This is a genomic window from Curtobacterium herbarum, assembly GCF_016907335.1.
Classification (GTDB): Bacteria; Actinomycetota; Actinomycetes; order Actinomycetales; family Microbacteriaceae; genus Curtobacterium; species Curtobacterium herbarum.
In genome coordinates this window covers 3,325,775-3,346,562 of the sequence record NZ_JAFBBT010000001.1, presented here as the reverse complement: position 1 = coordinate 3,346,562, position 20,788 = coordinate 3,325,775, and the positions used below count along the sequence as shown (strand labels likewise).

Annotated in this window: 19 protein-coding genes; 15 read left to right on the top strand and 4 right to left on the bottom strand. The window is 71.4% G+C overall.

Annotated elements, in window-relative coordinates; translation table 11 throughout:
• Window positions 1-39 precede the first annotated feature (39 nt).
• The 13 genes from JOD51_RS15955 to JOD51_RS15900 all read left to right on the top strand — a co-directional run bounded on the left by JOD51_RS15955 (window position 40) and on the right by JOD51_RS15900 (window position 13,869).
• Window positions 40-825, top strand: a complete 786-nt coding sequence (locus JOD51_RS15955; RefSeq protein WP_204610253.1) for a BtpA/SgcQ family protein — start codon at window positions 40-42, stop codon at window positions 823-825.
• Window positions 822-2,000: an SIS domain-containing protein gene (locus tag JOD51_RS15950; protein ID WP_204610251.1), complete on the top strand. Its 1,179-nt coding sequence runs from the start codon at window positions 822-824 to the stop codon at window positions 1,998-2,000. The genes JOD51_RS15955 and JOD51_RS15950 overlap by 4 nt, the downstream gene beginning before the upstream one ends.
• A complete protein-coding gene (locus tag JOD51_RS15945; RefSeq protein WP_204610249.1) occupies window positions 1,993-2,886 on the top strand; it encodes a carbohydrate kinase family protein in 894 nt (297 codons plus the stop codon). The genes JOD51_RS15950 and JOD51_RS15945 overlap by 8 nt, the downstream gene beginning before the upstream one ends.
• Entirely contained in the window at window positions 2,883-3,605 is a 723-nt protein-coding gene (locus JOD51_RS15940; protein ID WP_204610247.1) for an aspartate/glutamate racemase family protein, read from the top strand. The genes JOD51_RS15945 and JOD51_RS15940 overlap by 4 nt, the downstream gene beginning before the upstream one ends.
• Window positions 3,602-5,209 carry an amidohydrolase family protein gene (locus JOD51_RS15935; RefSeq protein WP_204610238.1) on the top strand — a complete coding sequence of 536 codons (1,608 nt, stop codon included), beginning with the start codon at window positions 3,602-3,604 and terminating at the stop codon, window positions 5,207-5,209. Before JOD51_RS15940 ends, JOD51_RS15935 begins: the two co-directional genes overlap by 4 nt.
• A complete protein-coding gene (locus tag JOD51_RS15930) occupies window positions 5,206-6,159 on the top strand; it encodes a polysaccharide deacetylase family protein (RefSeq protein ID WP_204610230.1) in 954 nt (317 codons plus the stop codon). The genes JOD51_RS15935 and JOD51_RS15930 overlap by 4 nt, the downstream gene beginning before the upstream one ends.
• Entirely contained in the window at window positions 6,156-8,039 is a 1,884-nt protein-coding gene (locus JOD51_RS15925; RefSeq protein ID WP_204610228.1) for an oligopeptide/dipeptide ABC transporter ATP-binding protein, read from the top strand. The genes JOD51_RS15930 and JOD51_RS15925 overlap by 4 nt, the downstream gene beginning before the upstream one ends.
• The gene (locus JOD51_RS15920; RefSeq protein WP_204610226.1) at window positions 8,036-8,890 is read left to right on the top strand and encodes an ABC transporter permease; all 855 of its coding nucleotides are present in this window, start codon (window positions 8,036-8,038) and stop codon (window positions 8,888-8,890) included. Before JOD51_RS15925 ends, JOD51_RS15920 begins: the two co-directional genes overlap by 4 nt.
• A 4-nt stretch (window positions 8,891-8,894) precedes the next feature.
• On the top strand, window positions 8,895-9,821 hold the full coding sequence (locus JOD51_RS17620; protein WP_204610225.1) for an ABC transporter permease: 927 nt from the start codon (window positions 8,895-8,897) through the stop codon (window positions 9,819-9,821).
• Between the two features lie 53 nt (window positions 9,822-9,874).
• Window positions 9,875-11,464, top strand: coding sequence for an ABC transporter substrate-binding protein (locus JOD51_RS15910; protein WP_204610223.1), 1,590 nt, complete (start codon window positions 9,875-9,877; stop codon window positions 11,462-11,464).
• Between the two features lie 90 nt (window positions 11,465-11,554).
• Entirely contained in the window at window positions 11,555-12,211 is a 657-nt protein-coding gene (locus JOD51_RS15905; RefSeq protein WP_204610221.1) for a GntR family transcriptional regulator, read from the top strand.
• A gap of 116 nt (window positions 12,212-12,327) precedes the next feature.
• Window positions 12,328-12,459: a hypothetical protein gene (locus JOD51_RS17435; protein WP_259558415.1), complete on the top strand. Its 132-nt coding sequence runs from the start codon at window positions 12,328-12,330 to the stop codon at window positions 12,457-12,459.
• Between the two features lie 357 nt (window positions 12,460-12,816).
• Window positions 12,817-13,869: a sigma-70 family RNA polymerase sigma factor gene (locus JOD51_RS15900; RefSeq protein ID WP_204610219.1), complete on the top strand. Its 1,053-nt coding sequence runs from the start codon at window positions 12,817-12,819 to the stop codon at window positions 13,867-13,869.
• 121 nt (window positions 13,870-13,990) lie between these two features.
• On the opposite strand, the gene JOD51_RS15895 is transcribed toward JOD51_RS15900, so the two are convergent.
• Entirely contained in the window at window positions 13,991-14,923 is a 933-nt protein-coding gene (locus JOD51_RS15895) for an NAD(+)/NADH kinase (protein ID WP_204610217.1), read from the bottom strand.
• 236 nt (window positions 14,924-15,159) lie between these two features.
• On the opposite strand from JOD51_RS15895, the gene JOD51_RS15890 reads away from it, so the two are divergent.
• Complete coding sequence (locus JOD51_RS15890; RefSeq protein WP_204610215.1) at window positions 15,160-17,679, top strand: ATP-dependent Clp protease ATP-binding subunit; 2,520 nt, start codon at window positions 15,160-15,162, stop codon at window positions 17,677-17,679.
• A gap of 160 nt (window positions 17,680-17,839) precedes the next feature.
• On the opposite strand, the gene JOD51_RS15885 is transcribed toward JOD51_RS15890, so the two are convergent.
• From JOD51_RS15885 to JOD51_RS15875, 3 genes are all read right to left on the bottom strand, one after another.
• Window positions 17,840-18,265, bottom strand: coding sequence for a PIN domain-containing protein (locus tag JOD51_RS15885; RefSeq protein ID WP_204610214.1), 426 nt, complete (start codon window positions 18,263-18,265; stop codon window positions 17,840-17,842).
• A 31-nt stretch (window positions 18,266-18,296) separates the two neighbouring features.
• Window positions 18,297-19,424 carry a helix-turn-helix domain-containing protein gene (locus tag JOD51_RS15880; protein WP_204610212.1) on the bottom strand — a complete coding sequence of 376 codons (1,128 nt, stop codon included), beginning with the start codon at window positions 19,422-19,424 and terminating at the stop codon, window positions 18,297-18,299.
• Window positions 19,425-19,650: 226 nt separating this feature from the next.
• Window positions 19,651-20,103, bottom strand: a complete 453-nt coding sequence (locus JOD51_RS15875; RefSeq protein WP_204610210.1) for an SRPBCC family protein — start codon at window positions 20,101-20,103, stop codon at window positions 19,651-19,653.
• A 126-nt stretch (window positions 20,104-20,229) separates the two neighbouring features.
• On the opposite strand from JOD51_RS15875, the gene JOD51_RS15870 reads away from it, so the two are divergent.
• A complete protein-coding gene (locus tag JOD51_RS15870) occupies window positions 20,230-20,772 on the top strand; it encodes an amino-acid N-acetyltransferase (protein WP_181421642.1) in 543 nt (180 codons plus the stop codon).
• Window positions 20,773-20,788 lie beyond the last annotated feature (16 nt).

The following is a 20,788-nucleotide window of genomic DNA, read 5'->3' as shown; positions in this document are numbered from 1 at the left end:
TCATGCGACCGAAACGCGGAACTGTATACCGTTTCGCTCGTGCCTCTCGCCCCGTTCCGCCTCGTCGGAGTCCTCCACCTCCCGCCCCTGCCCGGCGCCGTGAACTACGCCGGCGTGCCCGTCTCCGCGATCGCCGAACGGGCCGCTGAGGACGCCGCCGCGCTGGTCGCCGCGGGCTTCACGCACGTGATGGTGCAGGACGCCAGCGACATGCCCCAGGCCGTCCGCGTCGACGCCCCCACCGTCGCCGCACTCGCCGTCGTCGGCGCGGCCGTCACCCGGGCCGTGGACGTGCCGGTCGGCGTGGTCGTCGGCCACAACGACGGCCCGAGCGCGGTCGCCATCGCCCACGCGATCGGCGCGACGTTCGTGCGGGTCAAGGTCCTGACCGGCGTCTCGGTCGGCCCGACCGGCTGGATCGAGGGGTGCGCCCACGACGTCGCGACGATGCGCCGCCGACTCGGTGCCGACGTCGAGGTCTGGGCGGACGTGCACGAGGCCACGAGCCTCGCCCTGGCCGGCAGTGCCGCGTGGGCCGCCAGGGAGGCGCACGACTTCGGCCTCGCGGACGTGCTCGTCGTCACCCGGGACAGCGGGGTCGCCGACGCCCTCGACGACATCGAGCGGCTGCGCGCCGTCGCCGACGTGCCGTTCGTCGTCGGTGGCCGGGTGACGCTCGACACCATCGACGACGCCGTCCGCCGGTCCGACGGCGTGGTCCTCGGCAGTGCGATCAAGCGCTCGAGCGCCCCGGACGCCCGCATCGACCCGGAGACCGCCGCCCGCTTCGGCCGGGCCCTCGACACGACAGGACACCGCGCATGACCACGACCCCGCCGAGCCCGTTCATCGGTGCCGACAGCCCGCTCGACGCCCGGCAGCAGCAGGTCGTCGAACGCGTCTCCGCCGCCGAGCACGCCTCGATCGTCGCCCTGCCCACCGACCACCCCCTCGACCCGAAGCGGCGTGCCCGCGACGAGGCGACCCTCCCGGAACTGATCGCCCAGCCGGACCGGATCCGCGAGACCCTCGCCGCGAACGACGAGGACCTGGACGAGCTCGCGGACCTGATCGCCCGGTCCGAGGTCGACCGCGTGTTCGTGACCGGCGCCGGCGACTCGCTCGCCGTCGCCATCGCGGCCCGGCAGGTGCTCGAGCAGATGCTCCGCGTCCCCGTCGAGCCGGTGCAGAGCCTCGAGCTGGCCTACTACGGCGCCCCGCTCGTCACCGAGCGCAGCGTCGTCATCGCCCTGTCGAGCTCGGGGGAGACCACCCGCACCGTCGAGGCCGCGCTGATGGCCCAGCACGCCGGTGCCCTGGTCGTCGCCATCACGAACACGGCGGGCTCCACGCTCGACGTCGAGTCCGCACGCACCCTGCGGCTCCGGGCCACACGGGTCGGCTGGCCCACCCAGTCCTCGACGACCGCCCTCGCGCTGCTGCTCGACCTCGCCACCCGGGTCGGCGTCCGCACCGGGGTGCCGGCGGCCGAGGGGCTCCGCCGTGAGCTCGCGGCGGTCCCAGAACTGATGGAGCACGTCATCGCGACCACCGAGCCGCGCCTCCGCGCGATCGCCGAGCGGGAGCAGGGCGCGGGCACGTTCCTGTTCTCCGGCGCCGGCCCGAGCTGGGGCAGCGCGATCATCGGCGCCGCGAAGGTCAAGGAGTGCACACCCGACCACGCCGAGGCGATCCAGGTCGAGGAGTTCCACCACTACAACTCGCTGAAGCGCGGCGAACCGATCTGGGTCATCGCGCCGGCCGGGCCGTCCGTGCCCCGGGCCGTGCACACCGCCAGCGAGGCGAAGCGGTTCGGCGGCGCGGTCTACGTCGTCACGACCGAGGGCGTCGACGCCTTCGACGCGATCGCGGACGAGGTCGTCGTCGTCCCGGCGATCGCCGAACCCCTCAGCCCGCTGCTCACCGTCCTGCCCGCGCAGCTGACCGGGTACCTGCTCGCGATGGCACAGTTCACCACCGCCGAGGCCCAGCATGGCTGACTCGCTCCTCTGCATCGGGAACCTGACCATCGACGACCTCGTGGTCGACGGTGCGACGACGACGGCGCTCGGTGGCGACGCGCTCTTCGCCGCGCTGGCCGCCCGTCGCGAGCTGACGGACGTCCGCATGCTCGCACCGGTGGGGACGGACCTGCCGGCCACGCTCCTCCAGGCCGTCGTCGACCGCGGCATCCGTGTCGAGCCGAGCCGCCCGCGCACCGGCCGGACCGTCCGCAACCGCGTGACCTACGCACCCGACGGCAGCCGGACGTGGGACCTGCTCGACGGCGAGGCCGCGTTCGACGCCATGTCGGTGTACCCGGCGGACGTCGGACCCGACGCCCTGACCGCGAGCGCGGTCCTGGTGTCCGCGATGTCGCTCGGCGCGCAGCTGGCCCTGGGGCCGTGGCTCCGCGAGCGGACCGACGCCACCGTCCTGCTCGACCTGCAGGAGGACTACGTGCTCGGGCACGAGGACGAACTGCTCGCGCTGCTGGCCACCTGCGACGTGTTCCTGCCGAGCGAGGTGGAGGCCGTCCGGCTCGCCGCGACGACCGACCTGGAGGCCGCGGCCCGGCGGTTCCTCGACGCCGGCCCCGACGTCGTCGTCGTGAAGACCGCCGAGCGCGGCTGCCTGGTCGCGACCGCCGCCGGTGTGGTCACGGTGCCGACCGACGCCGTCGAGCCCGTCGACTCCACCGGAGCCGGGGACGCGTTCTGCGGGGCGTTCGCCGCCGCGACCGTCCGCGGCGCCGACCCGGTCGAGGCCGCGCGGGCCGGTGCCGCCGCAGCGCGCGTCGCGATCGGGGCACACGGGGTGGCGGGGCTGCTCGCCGACACCGAACCGACCCGCGTGGGCGCGACGACGACGGGAGCGGTCCGGTGACCGAGGTCCGCGTCCTCAACCCGAACACGAGCCAGCCGATGACGGACGCCGTCGCCGCGGCGGCGCGCGCGGTCGCCCGACCGGGCACCACCGTCACCGCCAGCTGCTCGACGACCGCTCCGGCGTCCGTCGAGACCGCCGTCGACGAGGTCTTCGGTGCCGCCGGCGTCCTCGCCCAGGTCGAGCGCGGTGAGGCGGACGGTGTCGACGGCTACGTCATCGCCTGCTTCGGCGACACCGGCATCGACGCCGCCCGCGAACGCGCCGCCGGACCCGTCGTCGGCATGACGGAGGCCGCACTGCAGTCCGCCGCGCTCGTCGCCCACCGCTTCACCGTGATCACGATGCCGCCGCGGACGATCGCGATGACCGACCGCGTCGTCCGCGCGCTCGGGCTCGGCCACCGCTGCACCGTGCGGGCCGTCGACGTCGCGGTCGCCGACATCGAGTCCGGTGCCGGCCCCGCCTACGCCGCGTTCGCCGAGGAGGCCCGCACCGCCCTGGCCACGGACGGCGCGGAGGCCGTGGTGCTCGGGTGCGCCGGCCTCACCGGACTCGTCAGCGCCCTCCGCGCCTCGCTCGGGGTGCCGGTCATCGACGGCGTGGCCGCGGCGACCGTCGCCGTCGAGGGACTCCTGGCGCAGGGCATCACGACGTCCCGTGCCGGCACCTTCGCCGAGCCCGTCGGCTCGGCCACCACCCGGGAGGTGTGGGGATGAGCGTCCTGTTCACCGACGTCCTGCTGTGGGCGCCCGACGAACCCTCGGGCATGACCGGTCCCACCGACCTGCTCGTGACCGGCACGACGATCGCCGTCATCGGGGCGACCGCGCGAGCCGCAGCGCCCGCCGACGTCCGGGTCGTCGACGGCCGCGGGCACCACATCGTGCTGCCGGGGCTCGTCAACGCGCACTTCCACTCGCCGGCGAACCACCTCAAGGGCGCGTTCCCGAGCCGGCCGCTCGAGACCTTCATGCTCTACGAGTCCCCGTCGGACCCGGCACTCACGCCGACCCCGCGGGAGGCCTACCTCCGGACCATGCTCGGCGCCCTCGAGATGCTCCGCACCGGGACGACCAGCGTGCAGGACGACGCGTTCCTCACGCCGACACCCGACCCCGAGGTCATCGACGCCGTCATGCAGGCGTACGCGGACAGCGGCATCCGGGCCTCGGTCGCGCTCGACCAGCCGGAGCTGCCCGACGTCGAGAAGCTGCCGTTCCTCGACGACCTCGGAACCGACGACCTCGGGCTCGGGCTCGGCCTCGACGAGGCGACGACCCGTGCGCTGCACGCCCCCGCACCCGCGTCGGCCGCGGACCTGCTCGACGCCTACGACCACCTGTTCCGGAACTGGCACGGAGCAGCCGACGGTCGACTCACCGCGGCCGTGTCGATCTCGGCACCGCAGCGGGTCTCGCCGGAGTACTTCGGCGCACTCGACGACCTCAGCCGCACCCACGACGTGCCGCTCTTCGCCCACGTGCTCGAGACGCGGACGCAGCGTGCCCTCTCGCACCCGTCGAGCGGCCAGCCGCGGTTCGTCGGACGGAGCCTGGTCCGCTACACGGCCGACCTCGGGCTGCTGAGCGACCGGGTGAACGTCATCCACGCGGTCTGGGTCGACGACGACGACCTCGACCTGATCGCCGCGGCGGACGCGGTCGTCGCGCACAACCCGGTGTCGAACCTGCGGCTCGGCAGCGGCGTGATGCCGTTCCGCGCGATGCGGGACCGCGGCATCCGGGTGGCGCTCGGCGTCGACGAGGCGATCTGCGACGACACCGTGAACACCTGGGGCGTCGTCAAGCAGGCCGGTCTCATCCACACCGTCACCGGCGACGACCCGGACCGCTGGCCCCGACCGGCCGAGGTGCTCGAGGCGCTCTGGGCGGGCGGGGCGGCGGCCATGCGTCGCGACGGCCGGAGCGCGCTCGGCACGGTCGGACACGTCGCGGTCGGGGCGGAGGCCGACCTCGCGCTCCTCGACCTGCACGCGTCCGCCTTCACCCCGTTCAACGACCTGCGTGGCCAGCTCGTCTACTGCGAGTCCGGCGCCAGCGTCCGAATGACGGTCGTCGCCGGGACGGTCGTCGCCGAGGGAGGCCGGGTCACCTCGGTCGACGAGGACGCCCTGCTCGCCGAGGCCCGTGAACTGCACGCCGCTCGTCGCCCCGCCCTCGAGCGCACCTGGGCCGACGCCGACCGGCTCCGACCCGCCTACGCCGCCGTCGTCCGCCGCGCCGCCGCGACCGACCTCGGCCTGCCCGACCGCGGCATCGCACCCGCACACCGGACCACCACGAACGGGATGACCGCATGAGCGCCGACGACACCCTCCGGGCCACCGCACCGGGGCACGACCTCTGGCCGTACCGTCCGATCACCGCACCCGGCGGACCGGCCTGGCCGGACGGCAAGCGCCTGGCCGTCTACGTCGCCGTCGGGCTCGAGGAGTACCGGTTCGGCGTCGGCCGGACCGAGGACATCGTGCCCGACGTCGCCGCCCCGGACCTCGTCAACACCTCGTGGCGGGACTACGGCAACCGCGTCGGGGCGTTCCGGCTGCTCGAGCGCCTGGACCGGGCGGGCATCCCGCCGACCGTGCTCCTCAACACCGCCGTCTACGACACCGCGCCGGAGCTCATCCGGGCCGCGCGGCAGGTCGGCGCCGAGTTCATCGGGCACGGCACGTCGAACTCGGACTCCCTGGTCGGCATGTCCGCCGCCGGCGAGGCCGCGTACGTCGCCGGGGTCGCCGCCCGCATCACCGCCGAGGAGGGCACCGCGCCCGGCGGGTGGTCGAGCCCCTGGCTCAGCCACACCACCTCCACGCTCGACAGCCTGGTCGGCAGCGGGTACCGGTACCTGCTCGACCTCCGGCTCGACGACCGACCCGTCACCGTCCCGACGGGCCACGGGGACCTGCTCGTCCTGCCGTACGCACTCGAGGTGAACGACAGCACGACCGTCGTTGGCCGGGGTGCCTCGGCCGCCGAGTTCGCGGACATGGTGGTCGACGAGTTCGACGAGCTGCTCGACCGCTCCGCCGACCAGCCGCTCGTGATGAGCGTCGTCCTGCACTCCTTCATCTCCGGGGCGCCGTTCCGGCTGCGGGCCCTCGACCGGGCGCTCCGGCACATGACGGCGCACCGTGACCGCGTCTGGTTCACCCAGCCGCGGGCGATCGCCGCGCACCTCGCCGCAGCCGAGACGGCAGCCGGGACGGCAGCCAGGACCGCCGCCGCACCGACCAGGGAGCCGAGCGCATGACGACCGCGACGATCCGCGACCTGCACGTCTCGCTCGAGCGGGACGGGGCACGGTCCGACGTGCTCCGCGGCATCGACCTCGACATCGCCCCCGGCGAGATCGTCGGGCTGGTCGGGGAGTCCGGCTCGGGCAAGAGCATGCTCGCGATGAGCCTGCTCGGCCTGCTGCCGGACGCCGCCCGACCAGAGGTCACCGGCGCGGTCACCGTGCAGGGCACCGACATGGTGCACGGCACCGACGCCGAACGCCGGGCCGCACGACGGTCCTCGCTCGGCGCCGTCTTCCAGGACCCGATGACCTCGCTCAACCCGACGATGCGGATCGGCCGGCAGATCACCGAGGCCGGACCCGACCGCGCCGGAGCCGTGGCGCTCCTCGACAGCATGGGCGTCCCCGACCCCGAGCTGCGGTTCATTGTCTACCCGCACGAACTCTCCGGCGGACTCCGACAGCGCGTGATGGCCGCGATCGCGATGGCCGGTCGCCCCGCCCTGATCGTCGCCGACGAGCCCACGACCGCACTCGACGTCACCGTGCAGGCGCAGCTGCTCGACCTCCTGCAGGAACTCCGCGACGACCACGGCTGCAGCGTGCTGCTCATCACCCACGACCTCGGTGTCGCCTCGCGCATCGCCGACCGGATCGCCGTCATGTACGCCGGACGTCTCGCCGAGGTCGGACCCACCGCCGCGGTCCTCGGTGCCGCGGCACACCCGTACACGGCGGGACTCCTCCGCTCGCGCCTGTCCCTCGCGCTCGACCGCGAGGCCCGGCTCCCCGCACTGCCGGCCGACACGCTCGACCCCGCCGAGCGCCTGGTCGGCTGCCCCTACCGCGCCCGCTGCCCGCTCGCCGTCGCCCGGTGCGCCACCGACATGCCCGGCCTCGACGCCTCCGTCCCGGCCGCCGACCACGCCGCCGCGTGCTGGCGGGACGCCGACACGGTCCGCGCGACCGGGGGCGGGACCGCGACCGACCCGCCGGCGGTGACCGACCCGACGGCGGCGACCGACGCGGACGACGCGGGACGGGCCTCCCGGCCGACAGCGGACACCACCACCCGGGAGGCCCGCACCACGCAGGCAGAGCGGCCCACCGCCGCCACCCCCACCGCAGGCGCCACGCCCACTGTGCCCGCCGCGGCGGACGCGGTCGTCGTCGAGGACCTGGTCTGCACCTACACGACCGGCCGCGGACGCCGCGCCCGGACCGTGGAGGCCGTCCGCGGCGTCAGCTTCCGGGTGCCGGCCGGCCGGTCCCTCGCGATCGTCGGCGAGAGCGGGTCGGGCAAGTCCACCATCCTCCGCGCCGTCGCCGGACTCGTCCCGGCCCGGTCCGGACGCATCACCGTCGCCGAGGGCGGGGCCCAGATGGTGTTCCAGGACGCCGGGTCCTCGCTCACCCCGTGGATGACGGTCGGCGAGACCCTCCGCGAACGGCTGGTCCCCGCGCGTCTCGGCCGCACGGAGACCGACCGCCGCGTCGCCGAGGCGCTCGACGCGATCGGCCTGCCCGCCACCGTCGCCCGCCTGCGGCCCGTCGACCTGTCCGGCGGCCAGCGGCAGCGGGTGGCCCTCGCCCGCGCGACCATCGTCCGGCCCGCGGTCCTGCTCTGCGACGAACCGACGAGCGCCCTCGACGCCTCGCTGGCCGCCGTGACCCTCAACACCATCCGTGACATGCGTCGGGAGCTCGCCATGACCGTCCTGTTCGTCACCCACGACCTGGCCGTCGCCCGGCTGATGGGCGACCACATCGCCGTCGTCGAACGCGGCCGGGTCATCGAGACCGGACCCGCCGACGCGGTGATCCACGACCCGCAGGAGCAGTACACCCGCACGCTCGTGGCGTCCGTGCCGGAGATCGCGGTGCCCGCATGAGCGCCGCCGTCGTCGCACCGCGCTGGACGCTCCGGCCGACCTCCGGGGTGCACGCCGGACGCCGCACGGCCCAGGTGCTCGTCGGGCTCCTCGTCGCGCTCACCGTCCTGGCCCTCGTCGCCCGGCTCATCGCGCCCGACGACCCCATCCAGCCCGTCGCCACGGCCCAGCTGCCGATCGGCACCCCGGGGCACCTGTTCGGCACCGACTCGATCGGGCGGGACGTCCTCTCCCGCACGCTCTTCGGCCTGCAGACGTCGTGGCTGTCGGCGCTCGCCGTGGTCGCCGTCGGACTCGTCGTCGGCGGGGTCGTCGGTGCCACCGCGGGGGTCGCCGGCGGCTGGGTGGACAGCGTGCTCATGCGGGTCACCGACCTGTTCCTCGCGCTGCCGTCGACCCTCGTGGCGATCGCGATCGTCGCGGCCCTCGGCCCGGGCCTGACGAACACCCTCGTCGGCATCTCGGTCGTCTGGTGGCCGTACTACGCCCGGATCATCCGGTCCGAGGTCCGCGCCACCGTCACCCGCCCGCACGTCGAGGCAGCCCGGCTCGCCGGTGTCGGTCGTGCCCGGCTCGTCCTCCGGCACGTGCTGCCCGGCGCGGTCCCCACCGCGATCGTGACGGCGAGCCTCGACATCGGCAACGTCGTGCTGCTGCTCGCCGGGCTGTCGTTCCTGGGCCTCGGGCAGCCCGCACCCGCCGCGGAGCTCGGCGCGGACACGGGCGCCAACACGCAGCTGCTGCTCAGCGCCTGGTGGGTCCCGGTCGTGCCCGGCGCCGCCGTGCTCCTCCTGAGCCTCGTGTCCAACCTCGCCGGCGACGGCGTCCGCACCCTGATCGCCCGGAGGTAGCGCCGTGGTCTCGTACGTCCTCCGCCGCATCGGCTCGCTCGTCGTCGTGCTGCTCGTCCTCAGCGTCGTGGTGTTCCTGCTCCAGCAGGTCTCGCCCGGCGACCCCGCCCGGGCCGCGCTCGGCGCCAACGCGTCCCGGTCCGCCGTCGACGCCGAACGGCAGCGGCTCGGGCTCGACGACCCGCTGCCCGTGCAGTTCCTGCGCTTCGTCGGGGGTGCCCTGCACGGGGACTTCGGGACCTCGTTCCGGACGCACCGCCCGGTCGCCACCGACCTGGCGTCCGCGGTGCCCGCCACCGTGCAGCTCGTGCTCGCGGCGTTCGCGATCGCCCTCGTGCTCGCCGGGCTGTTCGCCGCGTCGGGTGCCCTGCGCTGGCCGTTCTCCGGCGTGTACCGCGGTGTGCTGCTCGTCGGGGCGACCGCGCCGCCGTTCCTGCTCGCCCTCGGCGGGATCATCCTGTTCTACGCGCAGCTCGGGTGGCTGCCCGCCTCCGGGCAGGGCGACGGCGGAGTCGGGTCCGAGCTGTCGCACCTGGTCCTGCCGGCCACCGTGCTCGCGATCGCCCCCGCGCTGGCGATCGGCCGGATCCTGCGCTCCGGGCTCGAGACCACGCTCGTCGCCGACCACGTCCGGACCGCCCGGTCGAAGGGCCTGGGCGAGGAGGCGATCCTGGCGCGGCACGTCGTCCGGAACGCCGTCGGGCCCGCCCTGGCGATGTCCGGCCTGCAGCTCGGTTTCATGTTCGCCGGCGACGTCGTCGTCGAGCAGGTCTTCAGCTGGCCCGGCATGGGCAGCTACCTGGCGAACAGCATCCCGACGTCGGACTACCCGGCGATCGCCGCGGTGACGCTCGTGCTCGGCGCCGTCTACGTCGTGGTGAACACCGTCGCCGACGTCCTGCAGACCGCCGCCGACCCTCGTCTCACCTGACCCTCCCCCCTCACCCGCTCCACCTGTGCCCCACCGCCCTGAAGGAGATCCCCGTGCAGCTCACCACCCTCCGGCGCCGGACCCGCGCCGCCCTGGTCGCCGCGGCCGCCGTGCCGTTGCTCGTCCTCACCGCCTGCTCCGGGGCCGGTGCCGCGGCCCCGCACGCCGCCCCGACCGACGGCACGCTGACGGTCGGCCTGCTCGGCGACATCGGTCAGCCGCCGGACCCCGACATCTACTACGCGAACAACGGCCTGGCGATCGTGCTCAACGCGTACGAGGGGCTCGTGCAGTACGCGAACGACACCGACAAGGTGCAGATCGCGCCGCGGCTCGCGACCTCGTGGCAGGTCAGCGACGACAACACCGAGTACACGTTCCACCTGCGGAAGGGCGTCACGTTCCACGACGGCACCCCGTTCACCTCGGCGGCGGTGCAGACGGCGTTCGACCGCCGGATCGCCGTCAAGGGCGGCGCGGCCTACATGGTGGAGGGGGTCAAGAGCGTCGCGACCCCGGACGCGCAGACCGCGGTCGTCACCCTGAAGAGCCCGAACTCGGCGTTCCTCGACTACCTGGCGTCGCCGTTCGGACCGAAGATGGAGTCGCCGACCGCGCTCCGTGCACACGCCGGCTCCGACGACGCGCAGACCTACCTGCAGACCCATGACGTCGGCACCGGCCCCTACGAGATCAGCGCCGCCGACCCGGGCAGCTCGTGGACCATGAAGCGCTACGACGGCTACTGGGGCACCAAGTCGCCGTTCACCACCGTGAAGCTGCCGATCTACTCGGACGTGTCCGCGCTGCAGCTCGCGTTCGACCGTGGTGACGTGTCGACCATCGTCGCGGCGCTGCCGTCGTCGAGCCTGTCGAAGTACGAGGACAGCAAGCAGTTCTCGAGCGCGATGCTGCCGACGCTGCAGTCCGCGCTCGTCACGGTGAACCCGACGAAGTCGTTCTTCGCCACGAAGGAGGCCCGGATCGCCTTCCTGCAGAGCATCGACCAGAAGAAGATGGTGCGGCAGGTCCTCGGCAGCCGCTCCGAGCCGGCGACCACCCTGTACGCCAAGGGCATGCTCGCCGACGGCTCGGACGAGCAGAAGACCAGGTACGAGCCCGCCGCGATGAAGGCCTACGCCAAGGGCCTGCCGGCCGGCACCACGATGACGATCGGCTACGCCAGCGGCAACACCAACGCGCAGCAGATGGCGAACATCCAGCCGGCGGCGCTGCAGGGCCTCGGCATCAAGGCCACCGCGAAGTCGTACCCGACCTCGCAGGTGTTCGGGTGGATCAACGACCCGACGAGCGGACCGGACGCCTTCTTCGACGGCAACAACGGTCCGGACGGCGGCTCCCCGTACATGTGGGGCCACGTGTTCTGGGACAGGTCCGGCGGCATCAACTACTTCGGCTGTGACGTGCCCGCGGTCGACAAGACCCTGGACCAGGCGCTGCAGACGGGTGACGAGTCGCTCTACGGCAAGGCCGCGCAGCAGTACGCCGCGACCGGCTGCTACTACAACCTGTCCTACAACAAGGACTGGGTCGTCTCGCAGAAGTGGCTGACGGGTGTCGCGGCGGCGCACAACATCGGCGCCAACGAGCTCGACTTCAGCAAGCTCGGACTGCAGAAGTGACGGACGGGGCACCGGGGGACGACCCCGGTTCCCCGTCCGGTCCCCGCGAAGCCCGGTGGAACGCCGCCCAAGTCTGCGAAGGTTGACCCGATGACCACCACCGAGCCCGCACTGTCGCTCCCGCGGCAGATCCACGCGCGCCTCCGCGAAGCGATCATCCGCGGCGAGTACCCCCAGGGGCACAAGCTCGCCGAGACCCGCATCGCCGAGGAGCTCGCGGTCTCCCGCGTCCCGCTGCGGGAAGCCGTCCCGATGCTCGAGGTCGAGGGCTTCGTGACGAGCACACCGCGCCGCGGCGCCGTGGTGTCGACCTGGACCTCCCGGCTCATCCACGAGCTGTTCGACCTGCGCGAGGTGCTCGAGGTCGGCGCCGCCGGGCACGCCGCCCGTGCGGTCGGTCGTGGGGTCGCGACGGACGAGCTGGAGGCGGCACTCGCCTGGTCGCAGAGCGTCGTCGAGGACGGCGACCCGTACCGCATCGCCGAGGCGAGCACCCGGTTCCACGAGGCGATCGTCGCGATGACCGGCAACAGCCTGCTGCAGGCCTCGATGCGCTCCGTCTCCGGCCGGGTGCAGTGGCTGTTCTACCTGACCAGTGCCCTCGACGTGCACGACGCCTTCCACGACCACGTCGAGCTCGCCGCCGCGATCGCCCGGGGTGACGAACGGATGGCGGAGGCGCTGGCCTACTCGCACATCGAACGCGACCGCACCCCGTCGTTCGCGGTGCTGCACCCGCCGGCCTGAGGGCGCACGGCGGTCGCGCTGACGTCGCCGAGCCGCCGCCGTCGCGGGCGGGGCCGACACCGAGCCGACAGCCCGTGTTCACCCCGCCGACGCCCGACGGTGTGAGCATCGTCGGCATGTCCATCCTGCACCCCACCGCGTCCCGCAGCCTCGTCGGTGACATCGAGAGCGAGTACGACGAGTTCGACCGCGACCCGGACCTCGAGGTGTCGAAGCACCGCGACGGGTGGCTCGAACCCTCCTGGTGACAGCGGGGTCAGCACCCCCTCCCAGGTACTCCTTCGGGGTACGTCAGCCGGACCACTGAGTCCGGTGCGACGTACCCCTTTTCCGTTGTCCGGAACGCGTTGCACCCCGGGGTACACGTGTCCCCCTCGGTCCGGAGCACGAGTCACACCGGTGTGATTCCCGGCCGATCGGCGGCACTGCGCGGATCGAGAGCGTTGACGGACGGAACGAGCTGTACCCCGTCCCGATGTCCCCCGATGACGAAGCACGGAGAAGCCTGAGAATCGATCGTGGTGGTTTGTGGGGTACACCTCCGGCCCGCCAAACTCGGTCTCAGCCCACGAAGGACAACACCGTCACAGGCAGGGAGAGTCACCATGGCGATCGCAACGGCCGCACCCAGCACCACCTCGCGCCGCCCCAAGAAGGCAGCGCCCAAGACCACCTCCGCCGAGGCCACCACGCTCGACGCCGTCGCCGAGGTCGAGGCCGACGAGCAGCTCGCCGGTGTCCGCGGTGCGTCCGTCGACCAGGTCGGTGACTACCTCCGGCACATCGGTCGTCTCGCCCTGCTGACCGCCGAGGAAGAAGCCGACATCGCCCGCCGCATCGAGGTGGGGCTGTTCGCCGAGGAGAAGCTCCACACCGAGTCGGGCCTCGACAAGTCGCTCGAGCGCGAACTCCGCTGGCTGGTCCGCGACGGTGAGCGGGCCAAGGAGCGCATGATCACCTCGAACCTCCGTCTGGTCGTGAGCATCGCCAAGCGCTACTCCCAGCGCGGTCTGCCGTTCATGGACGTCATCCAGGAGGGCAACCTCGGTCTGGTCCGTGCGGTCGAGAAGTTCGACTTCACCCAGGGCTACAAGTTCTCCACCTACGCCACCTGGTGGATCCGCCAGGCGATCTCCCGTGGTCTCGCCGACAAGGCACGCACGATCCGCATCCCGGTGCACACCGTCGAGCTGATCAACAAGATCTCGCGCACCGAGCGTGACCTCACCGTCGACCTCGGCCGCGCGCCGATGCCGGAGGAAGTGGCCGCCGAGCTGAGCATGAGCGTCGAGGAACTCGTCGACCTCAAGGGCCGCTCGCACGAGCCGGTCTCGATCCACACGGTCGTGGGCGACTCCGACGACAGCGAACTCGGTGACTTCATCGAGGACGAGGACGCCGCGAGCCCCAACGAGCTCACCGAGACGACCCTGCTGCACCGCGACATCCGCTCCATCGTCGCCGAGCTGCCGAGCGACGAGGCCAACGTGATCCGCATGCGCTACGGCCTGGACGACGACAAGCCGATGACGCTGGACGAGATCTCGAAGATCGTGCACACCACGCGCCAGGCGGTCAGCCGCGTCGAGTCGCGTGCGAAGCTCCGCCTGTTCGCCAAGGCGGTCTCGCAGGACATGCAGCTGTACCTGACCGAGTAGGTCACACGTGAAGGCCCGCCCGGTGCGAACCGGGCGGGCCTTCGTCGTGTCACGCGCCTCCTGGCCGGCCGCCTCTCCTGCCAGGCCGCCTCTCCTGCCTGGCCGGGAGGCGCGGATCGCGTCAGTCCTCCGTCTCGCGGTGCAGCTTCTGCCGCAGGTCGTGCGGGATCAGCTCGATGAGCTGGTCCGGGCGGAGCGGCAGGTCCAGGAGGCCGAGCTTGAGCCGCCCGGTGCGGCCGTGCCGTTCGGCGTCGAGCCGGACCACGCTGCCGGCGTCCTTCCGGAGCCGGACCTCGAGCAGCGCACCGGTGGCGACCTCGCCGACGACGAGTCCGTCGACCTCCAGCGCCGCACTGCGGGTGCCCTCGGCGATGTCGAAGCGGTAGCGCTCCCGTGCGGCCAGCACCACGGACCGGTCGATCCCGGCCATCGGGGCGACCGGGGTCACGACCGAGCCGGAGAGCGCGGGGGAGAGGACCGGACCGCCGGCGGCGTAGTTGTACGCGGTGGAACCGGCCGGGGTCGAGGCGACGATGGCGTCGGCGCGGTAGTAGCCGTACCCGAGCCCGCCGACGCTGAGGTCCGCGGAGACCTGGCCGGCACCCGGGCGTCGGACGATCGTGATGTCGTTGAACGCCAGGTAGTCCGTTCGCGACCCACCCCACGACAGCCGGGCCTCCAGCGCGTGGTGCGGTTCGAGCTGGTACTCGCCGGCCGAGAGTCGTTCCAGGGCGGACTCGAGCTCGGGCGGCTCGATCTCGACCAGGAACCCGACGTTGCCGTAGTTCACGCCGAGCACCGGCACCGGTCGGCGGGCGACGAGCCGCATCGCGCCGAGCATCGTGCCGTCGCCGCCCAGTGCCACGACCAGGTCGACGGTGTCGGTGAACTCGTCGTCGTCCACGGCATCGATCGCGCTGCCCAGGCGTGCTGCGTCGATCCGCCGGGCGACCAGACGGCCGGCGCCGGACGCGTTCCAACGGTCCAGGACCTCGACGGACTCCTGCACGTTCTTCGACGGGTGGACGACGAGGCCGACGACGGGCTGCTCCATGCACCGGATCGTACCGGTGGCCCCTCGATGCGCGACGGATGGAGTGTCGGCGGTACCGGGTCCACGGGAGCCGGGAGGCGCCTCCAGGCCGTGGCGCGCAACGCACGCAACAGGGTCACGCCCACGGCGAACAGGGGCAGCCCTGACGGGGAGCGCTGGTTAGTCTCGGAGTACGTGACCGGACTCACACGAGTCCGGCTGTCGGCCCCGGTTCGTTCGGGGCCAAGGGAGAGCACATGTTCGAGAGATTCACCGACCGGGCCCGTCGTGTTGTCGTCCTCGCTCAAGAAGAAGCGAAGATGCTCAACCACAACTACATCGGTACGGAGCACATCCTCCTCGGCCTCATCCACGAGGGCGAGGGCGTCGCCGCCAAGGCGCTGGAGTCGCTCGGTATCTCCCTCGATGCCGTCCGCGAGCAGGTGCAGGACATCATCGGGCAGGGCCAGCAGCAGCCGACCGGGCACATCCCGTTCACGCCGCGCGCCAAGAAGGTCCTCGAGCTGTCCCTGCGCGAAGCGCTGCAGCTCGGCCACAACTACATCGGGACCGAGCACATCCTGCTCGGCCTCATCCGCGAGGGCGAGGGTGTCGCAGCCCAGGTCCTCGTGAAGCTCGGCGCCGACCTCAATCGGGTCCGCCAGCAGGTCATCCAGCTCCTGTCCGGCTACCAGGGCAAGGAAGCGGTCGCCGTCGGCGGCGAGCAGCAGCAGAACGCGCAGCAGGGTTCGCAGGTCCTCGACCAGTTCGGTCGGAACCTCACCCAGGCGGCGCGCGACGGCAAGCTCGACCCCGTCATCGGGCGCGAGAAGGAGATGGAGCGGGTCATGCAGATCCTCTCCCGCCGCTCCAAGAACAACCCCGTCCTGATCGGTGAGCCCGGCGTCGGCAAGACCGCCGTCGTCGAGGGCCTCGCCCAGGCGATCGTCAAGGGCGACGTGCCCGAGACGCTCAAGGACAAGCAGCTGTACTCCCTCGACCTCGGGTCGCTCATCGCCGGGTCCCGCTACCGCGGTGACTTCGAGGAGCGCCTGAAGAAGGTCACGAAGGAGATCCGCACCCGCGGCGACATCATCGTCTTCATCGACGAGATCCACACGCTCGTCGGTGCGGGCGCTGCCGAGGGCGCGATCGACGCGGCCTCGATCCTCAAGCCGCTCCTGGCCCGTGGTGAGCTCCAGACCATCGGTGCCACCACGCTCGACGAGTACCGCAAGCACTTCGAGAAGGACGCAGCACTCGAGCGTCGCTTCCAGTCGGTGCAGGTCAACGAGCCGTCGCTGCCCCACACCATCAACATCCTCAAGGGCCTCCGCGACAAGTACGAGGCGTTCCACAAGGTGTCCATCACCGACGGGGCGATCGTCTCCGCTGCGAACCTGGCGGACCGCTACGTGCAGGACCGCTTCCTGCCGGACAAGGCCATCGACCTGATCGACGAGGCCGGCGCGCGCCTGCGTCTGTCGATCCTGTCCGCGCCGCCGGAGCTCCGCGAGTTCGACGAGAAGATCTCGACCGTTCGCGGGTCGAAGGAAGCCGCCATCGAGGAGCAGGACTTCGAGAAGGCCGCGAGCCTGCGCGACGAGGAGAAGAAGCTCCTCGGCGAGCGACTCCGCCTCGAGAAGCAGTGGCGTGCCGGTGACGTCGCCGCGTCCGGCACCGTCGACGAGGGCATCATCGCCGAGGTCCTGGCGCAGGCGACGGGCATCCCGGTGTTCAAGCTCACCGAAGAGGAGACCTCGCGTCTCGTCTTCATGGAGAAGGCCCTGCACCAGCGCGTCATCGGTCAGGAGGAGGCCATCTCGGCCCTGTCCAAGACCATCCGTCGCACCCGTGCCGGCCTGAAGGACCCGAACCGCCCCTCGGGCTCGTTCATCTTCGCCGGCCCCACGGGCGTCGGCAAGACCGAGCTCGCCAAGGCGCTCGCGGAGTTCCTGTTCGACGACGAGGGCGCACTGATCTCCCTCGACATGTCGGAGTTCGGCGAGAAGCACACCGTCTCGCGGCTGTTCGGTGCCCCTCCCGGGTTCGTCGGGTTCGAGGAGGGCGGCCAGCTCACCGAGAAGGTGCGCCGCAAGCCGTTCTCCGTGGTCCTGTTCGACGAGATCGAGAAGGCCCACCCGGACATCTTCAACTCGCTGCTGCAGGTCCTCGAAGAGGGTCGACTGACCGATGGTCAGGGCCGCGTGGTCGACTTCAAGAACACCGTCATCATCATGACCACGAACCTCGGTTCGCAGGGCATCGCCGGTGGTCCCGTCGGCTTCCAGGTCGAGGGCAACTCGTCCGTCGGCTACGACCGCATGCGCGGCAAGGTGAACGAGGAGCTGAAGAAGCACTTCAAGCCCGAGTTCCTGAACCGCGTCGACGACACGATCGTGTTCCCGCAGCTGTCGCAGCCCGAGCTGCTGCAGATCGTGGACCTGTTCGTGAAGCGTCTGGCGGACCGTCTGCTCGACCGCGACATGACCGTCGAGCTGTCGCTGCCGGCCAAGGAGCAGCTCATCAAGGTCGGGTTCGACCCGTCCCTCGGTGCTCGACCGCTGCGCCGCGCGATGCAGCACGAGGTCGAGGACCAGCTGTCCGAGCACATCCTGCAGGGTGAGCTCACCGCGGGCGACCACGTGAAGGTCGACTTCGTGGACGGCGCGTTCACCTTCGAGACCGGGCGTCAGCCGGGCCGCGAAGAGGTCCTCGCCGGCGCTCCCTCGCTCGAGAAGGCGCCCGAGGCGCCCACCGGCGAGATCGAGGGCTAGTCAGCCAGCCACACCACAGACGGGAGGCCCGGTACCAGCTGGTACCGGGCCTCCCGTCTGTGCGTGGTCAGGCGGCGCGACACCACTGCATGTAGGTCGACTCTTCGTGTGGGGAGTCGTGCAGTGTCCGCCCACGCCGTCGTAGCTCGCAGACGGATGCCTAGGCGTCGTGCGCCGTCAACGCGCCGACACGGATGGCGAGTCGGAGCAGCTGGCACGTGGAGACCGACCGGATCCCTCGCTCCTGGGCACGGGTCCGTGCATCTGCATCGTCGGTGACGAAGAGGCTCCCGGCGTGCTCGACGGCGATCAGCGCGATGGTCTCTGCCTCTCCACGGTGTTTGTCGGCGGGGTCGAGCGGCTCACGCATCTGTTCGAGCAGTGTGAGGGCTTCCCGGACGGTACGCGGGTCGCGCATCCGCACGGGGGACCCGAAGATCGCCGCTGCACCACGGAGCTGATCGTTGTCGAGGGCGTCAGCGCTGGCGCGGCACTCCCGCTCGATCGCTGCCGTCCACGCGGCACAGCCGTTCGCGAGGTACCCGAGCAAGGCCATGCGATCGAGGAGCGCGAAGTTGATCAGCACCGTGTTGTCCGAAGAACAGCCTCGTCACGGTTCATCGACCCATCAGGCCCAAGAAGGCCTGGAGCTCGTCATCCGAGACGCCGAACGCCGTGGCCGAGCTCTCTCGTTCGATCTCGATCTCGTCGTTGCCGAGCATCCAGGCGAGCGTCTTGGCGTGGAGGACACCTCGCTCGACGAGTTCTCGATGCGCCGCGATGAGGTGCGGAGGAAACCTCCGGGCGGCCGAGTCCTGCGAACGTGCTGCAACGAGTTCGGCGCTGCTGACACCGGAGAAGATGGTCGACTGCGAGACGACCCGTTGTGTCGTCTCGGTCAGCGCTCGTTCCACGTCGGCCGACACGGGAACAGCCAGCGAGGCGAGGCGATTGGCGAGTGACTTGGTGGAGACGCCCGTGCTCCACAAGAACCTCCCGAGCACGTCACGGTCGGCGCTCCGCCAGTCGACTGACGTGACCACTTCCCGCGGGAGGAGCAGGTCGGCGGCGAACTTGTTCGCCCCGGCCTCGTGGCGCCCGACGGGACGGTGGTCGTCATCGAGCGGGCGCATCGTCCCGCTCGCGATGTGTCCGAGTTCGTGCGCCAGGGACCAGTTCTGGTAGAACCAGTTGCTCGTGTCACTCGTCACGACGACCACCCGTTCGCCGACGCGCATGGAGTAGCTGTTCGTGAGGCCGCCGACGCGGACGACGTCGATGTCGAACGAGCGCTCGATCGCATCTGCGAACCTTCGGACGAAATCCGGGCCGTTCGTGGTCACGAGGCTCGTGCGGAGTGCGCTCGCGGGAAGCTCTCCGATGTCCTTCGGAGCAGAAGTACGAGCGGAGTCAGCCGCCTGACGGTATGCCAGCGCGATGTCCTCCAACACCGGCTTCGACGAGTCCCACGCGGGGTTCGTGTAGGCCTTCGTGTCGTTGTCGAACCCGTGGCGCGCAGCGACAGCGACCTCGTGTGGGTCGCTCTGGCCGGTTGCGAGCTCGTGGACCGAGACCCTGAAGTGGCCGGCGATGGCGAACAACTCATCGATGGAGAGACCCCGCTCTCCGCTGAGTGCACGGGAGAGCGCGTCCGGCTTCATACCGACCGCCAGTGCCAAGGACTTCTGTGTGAGACCCTGCTCCGACCTGATCAGGCTGCGAATCCGATCCGCGATCTCCGACATGGCGCCAATCGTATCCGCGGGTTGTGAATATCCCAACGTGCCTCTCCTCCTGTTTCGATCTCCGAGCAAGCATGGAGCGAGAGAAGCGGCCACGTCCGGAGTGGCCGCAAGGGTGTGGATGGAACCCCGCACGGTGGCCCTGTGTGGGAAGAGTCGTCACCACGCACAGACGGGAGGCCCGGTACCAGCTGGTACCGGGCCTCCCGTCTGTGCGTGGTCAGGCGGTTCAGGCCTGGACGTCGCCGCGCCAGCCGTCGGCCGTGGGGGCCGCTTCGACGCGCTCCTTGTAGTTCTGGAGGTCCTTCTTGACGGCGTGGCCGCCGACGCCGACCACGGAGCCGAGCTTCTCGAGGAAGCCGGAGGGCTCCCAGTCGATCTGCACGGTCACACGGGTCTCCGCGTCGGCGAGCTTGTGGAAGGTGACCACACCGGCGTGCTCGGTGTCGCCGTCCTTGACGGTCCACGCGACGCGCTCGTCCGGGTGCTGCTCGGTGATGAGGGCGCGGAACGAACGCTCCTGACCGGCGACCTTCACGGTCCAGTCGGTCGTGGTGTCGTCGACCTGGACGATCTTCTCGACCTCGTCGAGGAACGTGGGGAACTCCTCGAAGCGGGTCCACTGGTCGTAGGCGGCGCGGACGGGGACGCTGACGTCGACGGTCTCGATGATCTGGGGCATGGGTGCTCCTCCTGCTCGTCGTGCTGGTGTGTCTCGGACGGTAGGCGGGTGCGCCTGTGCAGCGCCCCGGTGCACGTCCCCCGTGACGTCGTGTGACCGGGGCGGCTGCGACGTAGGCTGGTGCGGATGACTGAGCACGGACGGCACGCCTTCTCCGAACGGGACGACCACGGGATCCTGGTGCGCCCGGCACTGGCCTCCGACGTGCCGCACATCCAGCGCCTCATCGCGCCGTACGTCGACCGGCGGATCCTGCTCGGCAAGGAGAACGTCGTCCTGTACGGCTCGATCCAGCAGTTCCGGATCGCCGAGGGACCCGACGGTGTGCCGATCGGCTGCGGTGCCCTGGCCGTCTTCTGGGACGACATCGCCGAGGTCCGCACGCTGGCGCTCGACCAGGACTGGATCCACAAGCGTGTCGGGCACCGGATGCTCGAGGCGCTCGAGCACGACGCCCGCGAACTCGGTGTCGCCCGGATCTTCTGCCTGACGTTCGAGGTCGACTTCTTCGCCAAGCACGGCTACCTGGAGATCGGGGAGACCGTCGTCCCGCCCGAGGTCTACGCCGAACTCGTGCGGTCCTCGGACGAAGGGGTCGCGGAGTTCCTGGACCTCGCTCGGGTCAAGCCGAACACCCTCGGCAACACCCGCATGCTGAAGATCCTCTGACGGGTTGCCCGGCAGC